This is a genomic window from Moorena sp. (assembly GCF_982860115.1).
Map to the genome: position 1 here is coordinate 1 of NZ_CEYLVT010000118.1, position 22,631 is coordinate 22,631.

General features: G+C 41.3%; 7 protein-coding genes. All 7 read left to right on the forward strand.

The genetic code is table 11. The features are described 5' to 3' along the window. Window positions 1–218: 218 nt before the first annotated feature. The gene (locus AC4II3_RS19505) at window positions 219–380 is read left to right on the forward strand and encodes a hypothetical protein (RefSeq protein WP_488016813.1); all 162 of its coding nucleotides are present in this window, start codon (window positions 219–221) and stop codon (window positions 378–380) included. Continuing rightward, entirely contained in the window at window positions 377–2,122 is a 1,746-nt protein-coding gene (mutL, locus tag AC4II3_RS19510; protein ID WP_488016815.1) for a DNA mismatch repair endonuclease MutL, read from the forward strand. The genes AC4II3_RS19505 and mutL overlap by 4 nt, the downstream gene beginning before the upstream one ends. Before the next feature lie 590 nt (window positions 2,123–2,712). Further along, window positions 2,713–9,951 (forward strand): SpvB/TcaC N-terminal domain-containing protein, encoded by a 7,239-nt coding sequence (locus tag AC4II3_RS19515; RefSeq protein WP_488011579.1) that lies wholly within the window; start codon window positions 2,713–2,715, stop codon window positions 9,949–9,951. A 64-nt stretch (window positions 9,952–10,015) separates the two neighbouring features. Continuing rightward, on the forward strand, window positions 10,016–10,816 hold the full coding sequence (locus AC4II3_RS19520; protein WP_488011581.1) for an SMI1/KNR4 family protein: 801 nt from the start codon (window positions 10,016–10,018) through the stop codon (window positions 10,814–10,816). 322 nt (window positions 10,817–11,138) lie between these two features. Beyond that, window positions 11,139–11,381, forward strand: a complete 243-nt coding sequence (locus AC4II3_RS19525) for a type II toxin-antitoxin system Phd/YefM family antitoxin (RefSeq protein ID WP_293040627.1) — start codon at window positions 11,139–11,141, stop codon at window positions 11,379–11,381. After that, on the forward strand, window positions 11,378–11,764 hold the full coding sequence (locus AC4II3_RS19530) for a type II toxin-antitoxin system VapC family toxin (RefSeq protein WP_488011584.1): 387 nt from the start codon (window positions 11,378–11,380) through the stop codon (window positions 11,762–11,764). Before AC4II3_RS19525 ends, AC4II3_RS19530 begins: the two co-directional genes overlap by 4 nt. Window positions 11,765–12,026: 262 nt before the next feature. Further along, window positions 12,027–22,532 (forward strand): Tc toxin subunit A-related protein, encoded by a 10,506-nt coding sequence (locus AC4II3_RS19535; RefSeq protein WP_488029475.1) that lies wholly within the window; start codon window positions 12,027–12,029, stop codon window positions 22,530–22,532. The last annotated feature ends 99 nt before the right edge of the window (window positions 22,533–22,631 follow it).

The following is a 22,631-nucleotide window of genomic DNA, read 5'->3' on the forward strand; positions in this document are numbered from 1 at the left end:
TCGGGAATCGGGAATCGGGAATCGGGAATCGGGAATCGGGAATCGGGAATCGGGGGAATAAACTTAACTGTATATCATAAGTACGATAAACGCTATCAATCGGTTTAATCACATTTTTAATTACATTATTTATGGTAATATGATTTATTGTTATTTGTCTTGTGGATAAAACTTTTTTAAAATTAACTGTAGCATGGAAAAATCTATCATTAAACTAAATGCTGATTTCTCATAAAACAAAAAAATCATTGGCTCTATTTCCTACTATTGCTAGCTTGCATTTTGCCTTTTGCCTATTTACCGATTCCCGATTCCCGATTCCCGATTCCCTACTCCCGATTCCCTACTCCCGATTCCCAATTCCCGATTCCCTGAAATGATTATTCAAACCCTACCTAAAAACGTAGTTCATCTAATTGCTGCTGGGGAAGTGATTGATTCAATAGCCGCAGTGGTGCGAGAACTGATCGAAAATTCCCTTGATGCTGGGGCAACTCGGATTACTGTTTCCCTGTGGACTGAGCAATGGCGGGTACGAGTGGCAGATAATGGCACAGGGATGGAGGTAAAGAATTTACAAAAAGCGGCTTTTGCCCACAGTACTAGCAAAATCTGTAGTAGTGATGATCTGTGGAAGATTACTAGTTTGGGATTTCGTGGGGAAGCGTTGCATAGTTTGGCGGCTGTGGCAGAGTTAGAAATTTTGAGCCGATGTCCAGGAAATAGTCAGGGGTGGCGAGTAATTTATAATTCCCAAGGTGAACTGCGTCAGATTGAAACTGCTGCGATCGCACCCGGTACGATTGTGATAGTGTCTAACTTATTTGGTAAGCTCCCCGTGCGTCGTCAGGGTTTACCGGCGATGGCACAACAGTTGCGTGCTGTCCAAACCATTATTCATCAACATGCTCTGTGTCATCCTAGGGTGAGCTGGCAAGTGGAGCAAAATGGACGTCCATGGTTTAATCTTTGTCCTGGTCATACTGCCCAACAGATTCTGCCTCAAATTATCAAGCAGTTAAAGGAAAGTGATTTGCAGCCCCTAACCGTAGAAGTGCCCATACCGGATTCCGCAACAGAACAAGAACAGGATAAAACCACCAAGGGAAATGTCGGAAATGGTTTGATGGAGCTAGTGTTAGGATTACCGGACCGATGCCATCGCAGACGTGCAGACTGGGTAAAGGTAGCGACTAATGGACGAATTGTGCGATCGCATGAATTGGAACAAACCATGATCACAGCATTAGCTCGAACCTTGCCTCGCGACCGCTATCCCATTTGTTTCCTGCACCTGCGGATTTGTCCGAGTCAAATCGACTGGAATCGTCATCCAGCCAAGACCGAAATTTACTTACACTCGGTATCTTACTGGCAACAGCAAGTTGCTGAAGCTATCGAGCACGCCTTGCGAATCACTCCAGCTAATCTTCCAGAAACCATTCACTCGAACAGGGTAAAACAGTTACTCAAAACATCGGAAGCTAGAGGAGGTTACACCACCAGTCGTTCAATTCAAGGGATAGCAGCCACTCAAGAAATTACTGACAAAACTGATAGCAAAACCGATGATATTGGGCTAATCCAACTGCGAGCCGTGGCTCAGCTTCATAATATGTATATCGTAGCCGAGCATCCCACCGGTATTTGGTTAATTGAACAGCACATTGCCCATGAACGGGTGTTGTATGAACAATTATGCGATCGCTGGCAGTTAGTCCCCTTAGAACCTCCCATCATTCTCCAGCAGTTATCTCCTAGCCAGGTGGAACAACTACAGCGGATTGGTTTAGAAATTGACCCCTTTGGAGAAGAATTGTGGGCAGTACGGAATGCACCAGAACTGTTGCGCGAGCGAGACGATTGTGCCAAAGCCCTATTAGAACTTAGTTTAGGAGGAGACTTACAAACCGCTCAAGTCGCAACTGCCTGCCGCAGTGCAATTCGCAATGGTATCCCCCTAAGTTTATCACAAATGCAGCAGTTATTAGATCAGTGGAAAAAGACTAGAAACCCTCGCACTTGTCCCCACGGGCGTCCCATTTATTTATCCTTAAAAGAGTCTGCTCTTTCCCGTTTTTTCCGCCGTCATTGGGTAATTGGAAAAAGTCATGGGATATAAGGAAGAGTTGGCAAGTTGGTAAGTTGTTCGCGTAGCGTGGCCTTTTAGCCAAGGTTGGCAAGTTATAAAGTTGTTCGCGTAGCGTGGCCTTTTGGCCAAGGTTATTAAGTTATCAAGTTGTTCGCGTAGCGTGGCCTTTTGGCCAAGGTTAGCAAGTTCGACATTCCGCTTATCTGCTCCCTTTTTTGGGAATAGCATCACTCCAAAGCTTACTCCAAGCCATTTTTAGCCTGGTTGTCACCCCCTCAGGTTATGCCATCGCTTGTCTGTACCCCCACACCCCACACCCCACACCCCACACCCCACACCTGACGTCTTTGTAAAAAACCTACCCTTATGAGCTTGGGGGTTCCCCCCATGAGCGACTGCATCAAGACAATGATCAGCTGCTGAAAAGGTACCCTCAAGGGTACTGTCAAGCCAGGTTAAATCTGAGATTCTATAAATATATTGATTGAAATTCATTACAGTAAAAGGTAAAATCCATGGCTTACAAATACTAGAATACCTGTGTATTGCAAGTTCCAGGACAACATTAAAATCAGTATCACGCTCAAGACTACAATGCCTAAACTCTAAGGCTTACCGCTATGGAAAACCAAATCACCGCGACTCAGCTTTCTCTCCCCAAAGGTGGAGGAGCAATCCAAGGTATAGGAGAAACATTTCAAGCTTCAGAATTCACTGGAACCGCTTCCCTATCTATTCCGATTGGAACCTCCTCCTGTCGCGGATTTGAGCCAAAAATTAGCGTTGATTACAGTTCTGGTAGTGGAAACGGAAGCTTTGGTTTGGGGTTCAATCTTTCTATCCCGAATATTTCTCGCAAAACCTCAAAAGGACTGCCACAATACGATGGCTCTGATACTTTTATAATTTTTAATGGAGACGATTTAGTTCCGATTGTAGGGGGTAAGCGAGAGGCGATCGCAAACAATATTAAATACACGGTTATCTCTTATCGTCCCCGCACGGAAGGATTATTTGCCCAGATTGAACAGTGGATTGCACCGGAGGGAGATTCTTTTTGGCGGGTAGTCAGTAGTGATAATGTTACTAGTATTTTTGGCAAAACCGAGAATAGTAGAATCTTTGCTCCAGAAAAGCCTCGTCATATCTTTGAATGGCTGCTATCAGAAACGTTTAATGCATCAGGCGATCGCGTTGTCTATGAATACAAGTCAGAAAATATAGATAACGTACCAAATGACCTTTGTGAGATCAACCGCAGCCAAACTGCTAATAAATATATTGAACGAATCAAGTACGGGAATGTTACTCCCTTTCAGGAAGGGCAAAATCAGGCAGAACAATGGTTGTTTGAAGTGGTGTTTGATTATGGCGAGTATAATCTTGACTCCGACACCCCCTATCGTCCAGTTCAATCGTGGACTAATCGCCAAGATTCGTTTTCTACTTACCATGCTGGGTTTGAAATCCGCACCCATCGGCTGTGTCGCAGCATCTTGATGTTCCATCGCTTTGAAGCAGAATTTGGTAGTGAACCTATCCTTGTTAATGGGACTCGTTTCTCCTATGATGAAACACCTATAGTTAGCCTGATGAGTGGGGTTGAATCTGTTGGCTATAGCTATGATAATGGCAAATATCAAACCAAAAGTTTGCCGCCTTTGGAGTTTAACTATACGGAATTTAAACCAACAAATCATGCCTTTGAGCCTCTGTTGTCAGAAAAGGGTGAGTTTTTACCCGGTATAGATTTACCTCCGAATTATTCTCTGATTGATTTATATGGGGAAGGTATTCCGGGTATTCTCTACAGTGACGGTAAAACCACTCTTTATTGGGAGCCGGAAGCCAAGGACAACGGAAAGGATGGAGCCGCAGTCAGCTATAGTCCACCCCAAACTCCCCAAGCTTTCCCCATTGAACGCAATGTCCAGGGGGCGACTCAGCGATTGATGGATTTGACAGGTAATGGTCAAATGAATTTGGTGGTGAGTAGGGGAACGACTACTGGGTATTATGAGGCGAATAGCGATCGCACTTGGCAGAGTTTCCAGACATTTCCTTCGTTTCCCACCGACTTTAACAACCCAGAAAATCAACTGTTGGATATGACAGGGGATGGCTTAACAGATATTTTGCGGATGGATAGCGATCGCATTTGGATTTATCCAGGTAAAGGTAAAGAAGGCTTTGGTAGCCCATTCAGTCGAAATAAGAAAAATGACATTCCTTTGGTTCGGAAGGGGTCAGAGTCGGAAATTTGGCAATTTACGGATATATTTGGCACTGGGATGCAGCACTTGGTGCGCGTTACTAATGGCATGGTGGAGTGCTGGCCAAGTTTAGGCTATGGGAAGTTTGGTCAGCGGGTGCTGTTGGATCATGCTCCCCGTTTTGGCAAGCAGATGGACGCTTCACGGTTATTTCTCGCAGATTTGGATGGTTCTGGTACGGCTGACTTGATTTATGTCCATTCTGACCGGGTGCAGATCTGGTTTAACCAAAGTGGGAATAGTTTTAGTGAACCGATAACTATTTATTTACCGAGTAAGTGGGAACAGTTAAATCAAATTCGTTTTGCGGATGTCTATGGCAATGGTACAACTTGTTTGGTATTTAGCGACAACCATATAAAACCCCGCCACTGGTGTTACGATTTTTGTCAGCGTCGCAAACCCTATTTGTTAAACGAGATTAATAACAATCTGGGGTCAAAATCCACTATTACCTATTGCAGTTCCACTAAGTTTTACCTGGAAGATAAAAAGAAGGGTAACCCTTGGATTGTTAATTTACCGTTTCCGGTGCAGGTGGTGGAGAAGACGGAAAGTTTTGACCTGATTTCCGGTTCCAAAATGGTCAGTTCCTATGCTTATCATCACGGTTATTATGATGGGGTTGAGCGGGAATTTCGCGGTTTTGGATTGGTTGAGCGCAGGGATGCGGAAACCTTAGAGGATTTGTTGAAAGATGATCCCCCCCAGCCCCCCTTAGTAAGGGGGGAGCAAGAGGTAGCCTTAGTAAGGGGGGAGCAAGAGGAAGCCTTAGTAAGGGGGGAGCAGGATGGGAAAGATTTTTATGTACCGCCGATATTAACAAAAACTTGGTATCATACCGGAGCTTGGCAGCGTTATGGTTCTTTGTCTCGCCAGTATGAAAAGGAGTATTTTCAGGGGGATAGTCAAGCTTATCAATTCCCCGATAGTATCTTTGCAGATTTGCACGGGGAAGTGGATGCGGAAACCAGTCGTCAAGCGTACTGGACGTTAAAAGGAATGGTGCTAAGGGAAGAGGTTTATGGGTTAGATGGTTCTGACTTGGAAGATAAACCCTATGCTGTGACTGAAACAAATTATCACGTCAAGTTATTACAAGGGAAAGGGGAGAATAAATATGGGGTTTATTTTGTTGAGCCTAGGGAAACTCTAAGCTATCAGTATGAACGTAATGCTGACGATCCGCGCATTAGTCATCAATTTGTTTTGAAGGTGGATGACTATGGGAATGTGCTTCGTTCTTGTACGGTGGCTTATGGCAGGAGACAACCCACCCCTAACCCCTCCGAGGAGGGGAACAAGATACACCCTGAGCAATTAAGTTTGAAGGTTGTCAGTGAGGATAATCGGTTTATTAATATCACCGGAGAAGATATTAATTTACTTGGTGTTCCTCTAGAAAATAAGAGTTATGAAATTACTAATCTCACGTTAAACTCAGGAGAAGCATATTTTATTTTCGCGGAAGTTGATGATTATTTAGAGCAGGTTTTAGAGTCTGATGCGTCTCGGTTATTGACTTGGCAACGTCATTATTATTGGTCGCCGGAACAAGAAAAATCCTTGCCATTGGGAGAAGTTAGTCCGGAAGCTTTGCTCTATCAAACTGAAGTTGCTGAATTTGATAAAGAACAGGTTCAAGAGGCATTTACCAGCGCCTTAAATCAAGACCAATTGGAAAATTTACTTTCAACAGAAGGGGGATATCAGCTTAAGGAGAATTATTGGTGGAATCCAGGATTAACCCAAACTTATAATAGTGCAGACAAATTCTTTTTACCGAAAGCGACAATCGACCCCTTTGGGAATGCTACTACTTACGACTATGACGCTTATAATTTGCTGACCGTAAAGGTTACGGATGCTTTAAGTAATGAGATGGTGGTGGAAAAGGTCGATTATCAGACGCTTCAAACCCAGCGAATCCGGGATATTAATCAAAATATTTCTGAGGTGCTGTTTGACCCCATGGGGATGGTAGTTGTTACCTCTTTTTATGGAACTGAAAATGGGGAGTCTCAGGGTTTTGAACCACTGGAAGACTATCAGGTTAAGGAGTTGCCTAACTTAGCAGAATTGATGGCGAATTCCCAGGATTATTTACAGGGTGCTGCTAGCTATTTTTATTACGATTTGTTTGCCTGGAAAGAAAATAATGTTCCTGTTCATGCTGTTAATTTAATTGCGGAAGATTATCCTAATAATGGTAATGCTCGAATCCTAACCAATATTTCCTATAGTGATGGGTTTGGTAGGGAGTTACAAAGTAAGGTGAAGGTGGAGGGTGGACTGGCCTTTGACCTAACCCAACCTAACCCACCCCTAACCCCTCCCAGGAGGGGAAATTCGGAGGAGCGCTGGTTAACGTCTGGTCGCACAGTTTATAACAATAAGGGTAATCCCGTTAAGCAATATGAGCCTTATTATCTCAATACCTATGAATATGTGGATAATGAAACCCTTAATCAGTTTGGGGTATCTGATACTCTATATTATGACCCCCTCGAACGAGTAATTCGCACGGAAACTGCCAAGGGATTTTTCAGTAAGGTTGAGTTTAACCCTTGGGAAGAAAAGAATTACGATGAAAATGATACGGTAAAAGATTCCAGTTTCTATAAAAATTTCCTGGAAAATTATCCAACTAATCCTACCGAAGCGCAACGCAATGAAAAAGATGCTTTGGAGAAGGCGGCGGTATTTTATGATACTCCTGTAATTAGGGTTTTCGATAGTTTGGGTAGGGCTTTTCTAGTAAATGACAATGGCTTAACGTCTTACTATAACTATGATATTCAAGGACGGTTAATTGAATCTATCGATCCTCGACTCTATGCTTCTAATCTGACTCAGGGGACAGCTTATTATAATTTCCGATATCGTTATGGGCTGAGAGTAGGTAGTGAAGAAGAACCAGTAAATCCTTTGGTTACTGACAGTACCGATGGGGGAGTTAACCTCAGTTTAGATAATGCTATGGGTAACCATTTATGGAATCGCAGTCCCAGGAATTTCGACCAGGTAATTTATTATGATGAGTTGCAACGAAAGGTCAAAATTAGAACTAAAGGTATCAAGAATGATGGAACTGTTGCTACTGATAATGTAGTTGAAACATTCATTTATGGGGAAAGCCAACCCAATGCCGAAGACTTTAATTTGCGAGGACAACTTTATCAACTGCGCGACCAATCTGGAGTAATTACTAACAGCACATACAATCTCCAAGGAAATAGTTTAGAAACAACTCGGCAGTTAAATAAAAATTACCAGGATTATGTAAACTGGGATGATACCGTAGAGTTGGAAGACGAAAGTTATACCAGCAGTTTTGCTTTTAATGGGATCCAACAGTTAATCGCTGAGACTATTCCTGATGGTTCTATCACTACCAATAGTTACAATCGCTTAGGGTTGTTAGAAAAGATTACAGTAACATTACCAGATGGCACATTACAGCCCATTATCAAGAACATTGAATACGATGCTAAAGGTCAAAGGGTTGCTGTCTCCTATGGCAATGGGGTGAAGACAAGTTATAGCTACGAAGAGACAACTTGGCGTTTAATTAAGCTGTATAGTACCAGGTCGAATCGCGATCGCAACGGTCAAGAACGCAAGTCTGTGATTCAGGATATCGTCTATACCTATGACCCGGTGGGGAATATTACTCGTCTCAAGGATAATACTTATGAAACGGTTTTCTACAACAATCAAAAGGTAGAACCCCTTTCTGACTATACTTATGATGCCCTATACCGTTTGATTAAAGCCAATGGCAGGCAGCATCCGGGAATTAATGCAAGAACGTATAACAATAATGACCAAGATGGGGACTTTAAGCAGAGTAAGTTTGTCCCGCTGAGTGATAGTAATGCGTTGGAACAGTATCGGGAAAGTTATACCTATGATGATGGGGGCAATTTAATTAAAACTACCCATACTGCATCCAATTCCTGGACGCGCACTCAGGAAATTATGCCGGATTCCAATCGGTTAAAAACTGTTAGCAGTAAGAATGGGTTTACTGATTCCCTGCCTATTACTTATGACCGTTCCGGAAATCAGCAACAGCTTAATGGTAATAGTACAGTGAGCTTGACGTTTAATTGCTGTGAAAATTTAGTTAAAGCTCGAATTATCCAACGTTCAGATTTGCCCGATGATAGTGATTATTATACCTATGATAGTGGGGAAATGCGAACTCGCAAGGTGTCGGAGCGTTTGGTAAATGGTGGTGCTGTAATTCAGAAGGAATCAAAAATATATTTGGGTAATTATGAAGTCAAACGCTTGCATAATCAAACCCCAAATGGTGAAATAACTATCCTTAAACGGCAAACTTTGAGAGTAATGGATGATGAAACCTGTGTGGCAATTTTCCATTATTGGGAGGAACCCACCCCTAACCCCTCCCAGGAGGGGAACCGGAGGAACCCACCCCTGACCCCTCCCAGGAGGGGAAATCAGTGGCGTTATCAACTGGATAATCACCTGGGTTCTGTTGCTTTGGAAGTGGATGATGATGCCCAGATTATCAGTTATGAGGAGTATTTTCCCTATGGGGGAACGGCGTTTATTGCGGGTAAGAATCAGCAGGAGGTGAAGCTAAAGGAATATCGCTATAGCGGGAAGGAAAGAGATGATAGCACTGGGCTTTATTATTACGGAGCGAGGTATTATGCGCCTTGGTTGGGAAGGTGGTTGAAGCCTGATCCTGCGGGTACTGTGGATGGGTTGAATTTGTATGGGTTTGTGGGGGGTAATCCCATAACTTTTTTCGATGAAAAAGGAAAACTACTAAGACTTTTTTTAACGCGAGCTAGACCAGCGAGTACACGGCTCTCAGCTCTAGCAAGTAATCCTATGAGTACATCATCGATAAATTTATCTAGCCGACCAAGAAGAATCACAGACCCTAGAATTATAGGCGCATTGCCTCAAGGAGAAGTTCGGACACCTGAGGAGGTTATGCGGGCGCGGAGTTATTTTAAAAATCACAAAGCAAAAGCTAAAAAAGCTTGGGAAGAAAGAGTCGGACAATTATGGCCCGTAGATCGGGGCACTGATAAACCGGCACGAACTTCTCATATAAGACCTCTTGCTGATGGAGGAGATCCTATGTATGTTGAACCTGCCTTTGGAGATCCTAATACTGAACACATGGTTAAAGACCCAAAGACTGGACTAACAGATCAACAAAGATTTGGAGCTAGAGGAGGACAAGCAAGTAAAGGTAAGCCTAAACCAAGAATCACAGACCCTAGAATTATACGCGAATTGCCTCCAGGAGAAGTTCGGACACCTGAGGAGGTTATGCGGGCGCGGAATTATTTTAAAAATCACAAAGCAAAAGCTAAAAAAGCTTGGGAAGAAAGAGTCGGACAATTATGGCCCGTAGATCGGGGCACTGATAAACCGGCACGAACTTCTCATATAAGACCTCTTGCTGATGGAGGAGATCCTATGTATGTTGAACCTGCCTTTGGAGATCCTAATACTGAACACATGGTTAAAGACCCAAAGACTGGACTAACAGATCAACAAAGATTTGGAGCTAGAAGAACAGGAAAAACTCAGTAACCTAAGATATTTAATAAAATTATTGATTGGCCACACAATAAATTTTTAAAGGATATACAAGACTATGTACGAATGGTTAGACGAAGAAATTGCTACAATTAATACGAAAAATTTTCACGTGATTGATATTCACAAAAAAGATGAGCTTCTTTCTCTACCAGCAGAAAGCTTTTCATTATTACCTCCTTCTTATATTGCTTTTGTATCAAAATATGGTTTGGCAAAACTTTATGGAGAAGGTGGTTACTCCTATCAAATAGGGGTTTTGAGTAGCCCAGAGACTATAAAATTCAAGAGCGGAGAAACACTTTTAATTATAGGACATTATGATGATTCAAAAGCTTATTTTAAATATTCTCTTCTTGCTAAAGGGAGCGATTCGCCTGTATTTGAGTGGGCGGATGAAGGTCTAGAAAAAATAGCTAATAGTTTTGAAGAATGGATAACTATAAGAGCTGAAGATGCACGAGATTCTTATAGTGAAGAAGAATGGGAAGAAATCATAAATGGACCAAAACCATTTTCATCAGAAGAAGAACAAATAATTCAAGCCAGAAAAAAAATTACCTGGGAATTAATTGGGTTTACAGACGATAACAATCTCATAATTAAAGTAAAGAACAATTCAAATTTAACTTTGCCATATTTAACAATTGGTTTTCAAGGTAAATATGATAAACACAATAGTATGCGCGGTGCGATCTGGCTTGATGTATCTCAAGTAATACCAGGTCAAGAAAGCGTTCTTGTCCATCCTGGCTACAAAGAGATAGTCGATAGAGAAAATATTGAATTATATCAGTTACCAGACCCCATTCCTGAAGATCGCTCTAGATTTTGGGAATTCCGCAGAGGAGGGGAATAAGAGGGCTCACAGGGGTAGTGCGATCGCCCGCTCTTGTAGGGTGCGTTACACTGTCGTTAACGCACCGAAATCAAACCCAAATTAAGCCAGACATCACTAAATCAGAACAATTCAATTAACAAAAACGAGGAAAGTAAAATGTCAACTATAAAAATCTCAGATCCCAATCTTGATCGCTTCTAAAGTGCGCTCGCGTAGCGTGGCCTACGGCCAATCGCCTGATCTTGTAGGTTGGGTTAAGGAAAAGAAATCAAACAAATAAACTATTTCCTCTAAAATGTTGTTATAGTTACTCTAGTTTATTCAACTAAGTATAAAGAAGATGGAAGTAATCAATATTGACCAAGCTAAAACACAACTTTCGCAACTTTTAGTCCGAGTGCAACAGGGAGAAAAGATCGTCATTGCCAATCAAGGAAAACCAGTAGCATTATTGAGTCAGTATCAAGAATCTCAACTCTCAAAGCGTCTTCCAGGACGTTTACGTGGTCAATTTACTGTACCTGATGATTTCAACCAACCTGACAAAGATTTGATTCGCTTATTTGAAGGAGAAGAAGATTGAGATTATTACTGGATACTCACTGTTGGTTGTGGTGGTTAGTTGAACCAGAAAGATTGAGCAAAACAGCCCAAGAAGCGATTATTGCCTTCGATAACGAACTTTTGTTATCTGTAGCTAGTATCTGGGAAATCGGCATTAAATACAAAGCGAGCAAGTTAAAATTACCCCAAACACCAGAAATTATTATTCCTCAACAAATGCAAATGGACGGAATAAATACTTTGTATATTACAGCATCTCATGCACTCAAAGCTGCTGCTCTTCCTCTGCATCATAAAGATCCTTTTGATCGGATGTTAATTGCTCAAACTCAATTGGAAAAAATTGTAATCTTGACTAATGATATTGCTTTTACTTACTACGATGTCGATACTTTGTGGTGAAGTGCGATCTCTGATCTTGTAGGTTGGGTTGAGGAATGAAACCCAACACATTCCTCCCTTGTCTTATCAATCGAAGGATCGGAGTGCGATCGCGTAGCGTGGCCTACGGCCAATCGCCCATCTTGTAGGGTGCGTTAACGACAGTGTAACGCACCGAAATCAACCCCAAACCAAACCCACCTCCTAACCCCTCCCAGGAGGGGAATTAAGCCAGACATTACCAAATTAGAACAATTCAATTAACAAAAACCAGGAAACTAAAATGTCAACTATTAAAATATCAGACAATAACCTTAATTCCTTTTACAAGCAAAACCCCGATTTTGATATCCTTCAGTTTAATTTTCGCAATGGTCAAGCTGACAAATTAAAGTGGGACAACTTAGAGCGGGAAACAACTTTAGAGCTATTAAAAAAATACCAGCGATTATTGCGACTGAATGATAACCCTAAAATTGCCAAAGCTTTACTCAGTAAAAGCTGGGATTCTGCTCATCAAATCGCTGCAATGACAGAAGAGGAATTTGTCCAGAAATTTAGCAAGTTGCGACTGCCTAAAAAAGCAACTACCAACAAAGCAGAAACTGCCAAAGAAATTCATCAAAATGCCACAGCCATTAAAGGTAAAACCATGCTGCTGTGGGCAAATATCAAAGATACCGTAGCCTCCCCCTATTTTCGGGCTATGCGAGTAAGCGCGATCGCCGACAGTGACAATGACGATATTATCAATGAATTTGAAAATATTCCCAGCTATCAAGAAATGTTCGGGGATTTGGACTATTTTGATTGCGAACATTGCCACTCAATTTACAGTCCAGCAGCCTACTTTGTTGATTTAATCAGGGTTGTTGACCAATATATTACAGAGCCGAATAAAATAGCTGAAGCTAAAATAGCTAAAGCTAAAGAGTATAATATCACCCTTAAGAAGAGTGAAGATGACCTTCCTCAAACAGTTAAGAGTCCGGTTTTATTGGAGGAAACTAAGGAAGCTGGTGACTTCTATCATGTGCGCATTTTTGATGAAAATGAAAAAATAGTCATTGAAAGGAAAGACTTTTTACCCGATCCACAACTTGCCGAGCAATTAGAGGCATTTAGCACAGATGTAAATAACGGTCAAAAAAGTTTACTTATACAGCAAATAATGTCAAGTTTAATTCCTACCATACCTGAAGGATTAAAACTTGATGAACGCCGTCCCGACTTAGCAAAAATAGACTTAACTTGTGAGAATACCAATGATTTAGTACCATCCTTACAAATCATCAACACTATTCTCGAAAAACAAATTGAAGGAGATGATGCTCTCAAAACCCTAGCAACAGCAACTTATCCCTTTAACTTACCTTTTAATTTTCCCCTGGAACAAATTCGCAGCTATCTAGATAATCGCAAAACCAATCTCGCCTCTATCTATAAAACCTTTGATGCAGAGGAAGAAAAGGTAGCTAGAGAAGAAAAAGTAGCTAGAGAAGAGTTAGGACTTTCTGATGAAGAGTATCAAATCATCACCACCTTAGAAAGTGAAGCAGATAAACTCAGCCAATTATATGGAGTTGAAACTATTCAAGTAAATGACAAGGGAAATCTTGAAGAAGAATCGTTTCAGGAAATTCTTGGCAAAATAGGACTTTCAGTCCCAGAAATATCCGAACTTCTCTATCAAAACCTGAGTAACGAAGAACTTAAAAACGGGTTAGGAGATAAATTTTTTATCAACAATAATGGTGATGCAGCCAGCATGACCATTGAAAAATTAGACAGAATCAATCGCTTTGTCCGCCTTGCCAAAAAACTCAATTGGTCATTTACTGATTTAGATTGGGTACTCAAATCTCTGAACAGCACCGAGATTAATACTGAGACAATTACCCAAATAGCTAAAATAAAACAAGCCCAAACCAAATACAAACTTACCCTCGATGTTTTATCTAGCTTTTGGTACGACATGAAAACCGTCGGTCAAAAGGATGCTCCTAAATCTCAACCCCTCTTTGACCGTATCTTTAATAATCCCCACATTGCCAAAACCGAAGCGCAAATTTATCATCCTACCTACCCAGAGAATCCACTTTATACAGATAGTGTTTCTAGCTGGAAAATTGCTCAAGCAACGGACAGTGAAACCACACAAAACCAAGAATTTAGTCAAACTCGATTAATTACGGCTCTGAAAATCAATGAGAATCAACTGGTAGAAATTGCTGAAGCCATTTGGGGTGAAGATGCCGAGGTTGACTTAACCGTTGAGAATTTATCCTTACTTTTCCGCACCACTAAAATTCTCAAACTCCTAAGATTAAGCCTAGAAGACTATCAGATTCTATTAAAACTAAATGATAGCGATATCAATCAGCCTAGCTTAGACAAATTTATTCAACTCACATCCCTCAATGAATGGCTAAAAACCTCTGGACTAAAACCTGCTGAACTTGACTACATCGTTAATCAAACCCGGAACCAGAGTATTGAGAAATACTACTCCCATCTGAATTGGGATAACCTAGAAACGGGAATTCGTAACTTTGTAGAAGACCTGTGGTTCCTCTCAACTCCTTTATTAATTACCCCTGCATCTCTGCTCAATGATGAGATTGAGATTACCCAACCAACAGCAAGCCACATCTTCGATCGCTTAGTTGAAATAGGTCAGATTAAATTAGTTTCTCAGCAGCCTTTCCCTTCACAATTTGGTTCGGCAGCCACTACAGTAGGCAGCTTGATCGTATTTGCCGGAGGACACGACCAGTATCTTACCGACCAAGGTAGTAATACCGTAGATATTTACGATGCCCATGAAAAAGAATGGTTAACACCCAAGAATGCCGGTCAACTTTCCCAATCTCGGTTAGGTGGTGCAGCCACAAGCGTGGGAACACTGGCAATTTTTGCCGGGGGTTACAATAGTGATGAAGAAGATACAGATGGCGAGGTAATTGATATCTTCGACGCCATTAGTAAAACGTGGAGTACCCAACCCATAGAGGAAACGACTCAAGAACGCTCCTTGAAACAGCGCAGTTCCATAGGAGCCACCAGTGTAGGTAATTTAGCCATATTTGCTGGGGGATATAGCCATCTCCTCTACTGTCGCACCGATGCAGTCAATATATATGATGGCAGTCAAAAAACCTGGCTCAAAGAACCAGGTAAACTTTCCCAAGCTAGATCAGCTCTTGCAGCCACTACCGTAGGCAACTTGGCAATTTTCGCCGGAGGTTTTAGTGATGAAGGGTTCAGTGATGTGGTTGATATCTACAACCGGGATGGGCAAGAAGGGAAAAAATGGACTGCAAGTAATAAGCTATCTGTAGCTCGTGATCAGATTGCAGCCACCACTGTCGGTAATTTAGCCATTTTTGCCGGAGGTTGGAATCAAGATGGTTATAGTGACGTAGTGGACATTTATGATGTCAGCACAAAGCAATGGGTCACTAAACAACTATCTCAGCCACGGGGAAATTTAGCCGCAACCAGCGTGGGTAATCTAGCCATTTTTGCTGGAGGTTACGGTGAACAAGGCTGGAGCGATGTAGTCGATATTTATGATGCGACTACCGGCACTTGGTTACCACACCAAAATCTCAGTGAGCCTCGCAGCTCCCTAGTAGCAGCTAGTGCTGGCAATATGGTAATTTTTGCTGGAGGTTACAACCAGAACCGTTGGAGCAAAACGGTTGAGATCTATGATGTTCTGACTAACACAATCATTCGTCCCATCCATCAACTTTCTCAACCACGCAGTGACTTAGCTGCAACTGTTACTAGCCTACAAAGCACTCCTCAAATTGGCATTGTCTCAACTCGTGAGCTGGCAACTTCTCTAAACTCTCTCAACTTAGATGGAGTGGAGAATCCCCAAGCAGCCAGAGACTTTATCAAAACAACACTCAGCCAAATTTATGACGCTCAACAGCAGTTACTAGAAGAAAAACTGGCTTCTTTCCTGAAAACTGACCAAAGTTTAGTTGCTTCCTTGCTCTACTCTAGCGCTAAAGCCACAGAGAATTCCGATTATTGGCAAAGCCTACTCACCCCCGTATCAAGAGCCAGTGGAGAATGGCAAACCACAGTTAGCACCTTAACCTATAGCTTGCGATTATCCCTACTGAGTGAAAAGTTATCCCTGAGCGCAACGGAGCTAAAAAACATTGTTGACTATCCAGGGGCTTATAATCTCACCAATTTACTAAAACTAACCTTAGAAGACGTTAGACACCTAAGTCAGTTTAAGCAATTAGTTAAAGAATTCAATGATGTAGAAGAGCGCTTCAGCCGCTACTTTTCCCTCCGTGAGGAAGCATTTGACAATGCAGCTACCCGACTAGAGGCATTGGGGCTTTCTCCTGAAGAAAATGAGTTCTTAACCTCTGATTCCATCGGGGATTTAGCAGCCCTCAACCAGTTTTACGGTGTTGACATCTCCACTAAGGATTTTGGGGGATTAACTGATCTAGAAACATTCCGCCAACAAAGTAAACTATCCACCGCAGAATTTACCTTTTTACAAGAAAACCAATACCTTGTGATTGAGGAAATTTTCATAGATGAATGTACAACTGAATTAAAAATCGGCAATCTTAGTAATCAGGTTTTAGACCATCTAAGTCGCTTTATTACTCTTGCTCACAAGCTGGATTGGTCTTTTGCAGACCTAAGCCATGTACTAACTCAATTAAACTCTGGTGCTACAGAAACCATTGAGCACATTAAGATTAATGATGGCATCTTAGAAGCGATCGCGAAAATCAAACCAATCACAGAACGTCTCGGTCTTTCCCATCAAGACTATGATTTTATCACTACTTCCCTGGTTGATAAGCCAGTTGAATTAGGCAAATTTTATGGACTAGCCTATCTCTCAGAAAACCATCTTGATTTTCTGGCCAATGTCGAGACTTTTCGAGAGCAACTTGATTTATCGGAGAAAGACTTAGAAAATCTTATTGCTGCTATCAATCAAGCCTGGTCATCCAGCGAACCCCTGAAGATAGTAGTAGAAACGAATCCAGAAAAAAGCAAAAAAATCAGCAATCTAACCTTAGAAAAATTAGATGTAATTCGTCGCTTTGTTTTCCTCGCTCAAAAACTAAATTGGTCCTTTGAAACCCTAGCTTGGTTGTTGGTGACTGATAAGGCGACAGACATTAATGGAGACTTTTTGGTTAAAATCAGCAAAATCAAACAAATCCAAGAGAAATATCACCTCCAGTTTAATCCGACTCACTATCAAACCTTGTCTGGTCTAATTGAGCCAATTACTAAGGTCCCCTTAACCATCTCTGATATTTTCCATGTCATTGCGCTCTCAGAATTATTCCAGATTACAGGATGGAAACCTAAAGCAGTTTTTGCTCATCTTGCTAATGTTGGTAAAGGTTTAGATATCTTTAACTGTGTGCAAGAGATTATCAAGCTAAAAAAAGAAATTGAATTCAGCAACTCCACAGGGATTAAACTCTCATTCCTGGTTAAGTTGCTACAACTAAAAGATTTAACTGTCGAAGCAAATTGGCAGCAGTATAAAACACTCGCTCAAACTATCATCGAAATCACCCAAGCCAACTATGATGAGGAAACCTGGGTGAAAATCAACGAAGAAATCGAAATTAAACTTAATGAATCCAAGCGTGATGCTTTGACCAGTTTTGTCTTGTGGAAACAGAAAAAAGCGAACTTACGAGACTTATCTCAACATTTACTGATGGATGTTGAAACATCAGGAATTATCTCCACGTCTTACATCTTACAAGCAACCCTTTCCGTTCAGCAATATTTACATCGCTGTCGTATAGGTTTAGAACCAGGTGTAACAAAGCTAGAGATTCCCGAAATTTGGTGGCAATGGATGATGAATTATCGGGTCTGGGAAGCCAATCGTAAAGTTTTCTTGTATCCCGAAAATTATATCGATCCCAGTTTAAGACAAAACAAAACCCCTATTTTTAAAGAACTCGAAGAGGAGTTATTACAATCAGAGATTTCTGTAGATTCCGTTGAAACAGCTTATCGGAATTACTTTGAAAAATTTGCTGAATTAGCCAATTTAAAAATAGTAGAAAGCTACCGTTGTCAGGTTGGTGACACAAACCCAGAAGACACATTATTTTTGTTTGGGCGTACCATTACTGAACCCTACATCTATTACTATCGCAAGTGCATTAAGCCAACGGCAAATAAACCAACTTGGACAGCTTGGGAACAAATTGAACTGACGATTAACGCTGATATCATCCGAGGTTGTTATGCCTTCAATAAGCTATTTATTTTTTGGGTTGAAACCACTCAAATAGAGAAGAAGGAAGACAAGTCTAGTTCCACAGAAACGAAAGCAACTATCAAGTATTCTTTCCAAAAGTTCAATAAAACTTGGGTGCAGGCACAAACCCTAGTTAAAGATCTGGTAATTGAACACTATGATGAGAATACGGGAGGAAGTCTTTGGGAAAAAGTCTATCCCTTAACTCTCCCTGATAAAAATTCAGAAGAAGCAAATAAAAATTCAGAAGAGACAGAAAAAATTCTGATGATATTTGGAAATCTGGAGAAGGAAACAGACGGTTATAATTCCCTAGCCCGTGGAACTACTATAACAATTGATTTACTGCAAGAAAGTAAACCGGTAACCTTATCGAATACAGCTCAATTACCCCGGTTTACTGGGATAATGAAGGCAGGTCAATTAAAGCTCAGAGAAACAGAGAATATTTTGTATGATAACTACGGAGCAGACTCTACAAATCGTGACTCTGGCAAAGGACTTGTAGGCTACTGGCCTCTCAATGATGGTTCTGGGAAAGAAATCAAAAATGAAGCAAATGAAGCAGGTAATAATAAAGGGGAGTTTAAGGGTCAAAAAGACCCTGAATGGATAAAAGCAAAGGAAGATCCTTTCAAAGATATAACTGTATTACACCTTAATAGTACAACTGGGGCGAAAGAGAACCTCAAACAAGCGAACACAAAGCTGACACAAGCGAAAGAGAACCTCGAACAAGCGAAGAAAAAGCTGGCACAAGCGCAGGGTGATCAAGCGAAGGCTGCTGCTGAAAAAGAAGTACAAGCGGCTGAAAAAGAAGTACAAGCGGCTGAAAAAGAAGTACAAGCGGCTGAAAAAGCTGTAAAGGAGCCTCAAAACCAGCAAGAATATGTGGAATTGCCCAAAGCATCGGTATTAAAAATTACCGATAGTGACTTTACTGTAGAAGCGTGGGTGAATGCAGATGAGCTTCCTGATGGAGATGTATCTATTCTTGGCACCGATATTAGAGAAACCAATCAAGGTCTTCAGTTGATTATCAGGAACAAGAAAGCTTATATGGGCTTTTATCACAATGACCTTCAGGGAAATCAAAACCTTGAAAAAAACAAATGGATTTATCTCGTATGGCGCTATCGTAAGTCCAACGAAGAACAAGCCATATTTGTTAACGGAGAAAAAGATGAATCCTCAAACGATCATGCTCCTTTTAGAGGAGATGATCCTGTTCTCATAGGGCGTTGGTCAAACGGAAATTATTTCAAAGGTAAAATTGCCGAAGTTCGCATCTGGAACGAAGCTCTCAGTGAAAGTCAAATTCGGAAAAATTATTCAAAATATGAACCAGTTGACAATAACAGCCAAAAGGAGCAAATTTTACTGAAAAGCGTATCTAATTCTCATAGCTCTGTTAGTTCCGTCAAGAATCAGCCGGGGTGGTTTATCTTTGATAACGGAGACGAAGCTTTTCTCGCTACTCCTAAAGGGGCAGCTATTCCGCTAATTAGTGATAGCTTAGAGGATCCAGGTGATAACGATACCATAAACCTTTCATATAACAAGACGGTTACACTACCGGAAAATCAAGAATTTTCTTTCATACGATTAACTACCAGTACAATTCGTTCATTAAGTACAAAACTCCTGATTGGGGGAATTGATAAGTTATTGAGTTTAGAATCCCAAAGTCTCCCCGAACTATATTTTACTCGATTCCGATCTGGAAATTCAGTTATTTCTCCTAACACCTCTCAATTAGATTTTGACGGTCCCTATGGAATGTATTTCCGAGAAATATTTTTCCATATTCCTTTTTTAGTCGCTAATACTCTGAATGCCAATCAACGCTTTGAAGAAGCCCAGAAATGGTATCACTACATTTTCAATCCTACCGCTCAAGCTGAGAATAACCAGTTACACCCCTCCGATCGCTTTTGGCAATATCTGCCCTTCCGAGGCAATAGCACCCAGAAACTAGAGCAGCTTTTGAGAGATAACCAAGCGATCGCAGCTTATAATAACAAACCTTTCGACCCCCATGCGATCGCCCAATTGCGAATCGGTGCTTATGAAAAAGCGATCGTCATGAAATACATTGACAACATTTTGGACTGGGGCGATCAACTATTTACCCAAGATAACAGGGAGTCTATTGCGCAAGCCTCCATCCTCTATCTTCTCGCTTACGATTTACTAGGGGAAAAACCCGAAAGCTTAGGTAAGCGTCCAACACCACCACCGACAACGGTTGAACAAATCAGAGCACAATATCAAGCCAGTAATATTCCTCAATTTTTAATTGAGCTTGAGAATAGCACCCATAACCCTCAAACAGTTACCCTTGCCCTGAGTGACATTAACACTTACTTCTGTGTCAGCGAGAACAAAGAATTTTTGAAATATTGGGAAAGAGTCGAAGATAGGCTCTATAAAATTCGTCACAGTCTCAGTATTGAGGGTGTGTTTAGGCAACTTGCCTTATTCCAACCTCCCATAGACCCCAATCAACTGGTTCGTGCCTTTGCAGCAGGGGGAACTTCTGCCACTGTCTTATCCCAATTAAGTCCTACGGTTCCCCACTATCGCTTTGATTATATGCTGGAGCGAGCCAGAAACATGATCTCCACAGTGATTCAACTGGGTTCATCTTTATTAAGTGCCCTGGAGAAAAAAGATGCTGAAGAACTGTCCTTACTCAGAAGTACCCACGAGCAAGTTATTCTGCAACTAGTCACAGATACCAAAGAAAAGCAAATTGAAGAGGCAAAGGAAACCTTGAACTCTCTCAAGGAAAGCCTAGCATCAGCACAACATCGGTATGACTACTATCACAATCTCAATAACGAGGGATTGTCTTTTGGTGAGATAGCTGGCGTGGATCTTATGGGCAGGGCATTAACTTTTCAATTAGCTGCCACTGGCTTACTTTTTGCATCCTCTCCGGCTCAGGGAATTCCTACCATTTTCGGATTCTCCAATGGGGGATCTAAATTTGGTGATGTTATACGTGCTATGGGCGAAGCATCTCAAAACATAGCTAATGTACTGAATCAAAGATCTGGGTTAGCCGATAAAATCGCCAGTTATGAACGTCGTGAAGAAGAATGGGAATTTCAGGAGCAATTAGCTGAAATTGACCTTCAACAAATCGAATATCAGATAGAAGCCCAAAAGATTCGACAAGCCATTGCCGAACAAGAACTAAAAATTCACAAGAAGAGCATAGAACAAGCAAAAGAGATAGAAGACTTCCTCAAAGGCAAATTTACCAACAAAGAACTATATCAATGGATGGTTACTCGCCTGTCTTCTATTTACTTCCCCACCTACAAGATTGCTTTGGACATGGCCATAGCAGCCCAAAGGGCTTACCAATACGAACTCAATCAAAATGACACCTTTATCGAAGGTCCCTATTGGGATAGCTTACATAAAGGATTGCTTGCTGGAGAAAGTTTAATGTTGGGTTTAAACCAACTGGAAAAAGCCTATATTGAAGGTAATTCTCGCTACCTAGAAATTGAGAAAACTATCTCGCTGCTACAACTCAATCCCCAAGCTTTCCAACAATTGAAAGATACTGGTAAATGCGAATTTGCCTTGAGTGAAAAACTTTTTGACTTCGACTTCCCTGGTCACTATTGCCGTCAAATCAAAACCATTGCCATTTCCATCCCCGCAGTTGTGGGGCCTTATCAAAATATCAATGCAACCTTAACCCAAACCTCTAACAAGACACTGCTAAAACCCGATGTTCAGGTCGTCCAATTTTTACTTGGTGAAACGGATGAAATACCCGATACATCTATTCTCAGAAGTAATTGGCGACGCAATCAAAAAATAGCCATTTCCAGAGGTGCTAACGATAATGGACTATTTGAACTGAATTTCAGGGATGAACGCTACCTACCCTTTGAAGGCACAGGTGCAGTGTCTACCTGGGAACTGAGTTTACCTAAACAAACTAATCGCATTGACTTTGACACCATTTCCGATGTGATTATTACCTTGAGTTACACCGCTTTAGATGGAGGGGATAAATTCAGGAAAGATGTCACCAATTTAGAGCCATTACAACGCTATTCTGAGGCTTATTATTTTAACCTCAAACAAGCATTTCCAGGGGAATGGCATACTTTTATGAATTTAAACACAGACAGGAATTCGCAAAAGTTGACATTTCCCATCTCTTCTGAGATTATTCCACCTCACATCGAAAATGCTAAACTTACAGGGATAATCTTTAAACTTGATGCTCCTAATGTCTCATCACCTTTGGATTTTGCCACTATTACTCTTGGAGAAAATCCTATCATTAATCAAAATGATAATTCAATTAATGATAGTGTAGCAGATAATTGGTTTGGGGATTGGGTGATTAATTTCGACCTAACTAACGTTCCCGGAAATTTAAAAAAGGATGGATTCTTAAATCCTGAAATTGTCAAGACTATAGAATTAATCTTGATTTACGAAGGCAAGATAGACTATAGCGGTTTCTAGCCTAATCAGGTACACAGGATTTTTCCCTGTTCTCCAGATCCGCTGTTCCTCTCCTGGGAGGGGAATAGCGGAACCCACACCCCACACCCCACACCCCAC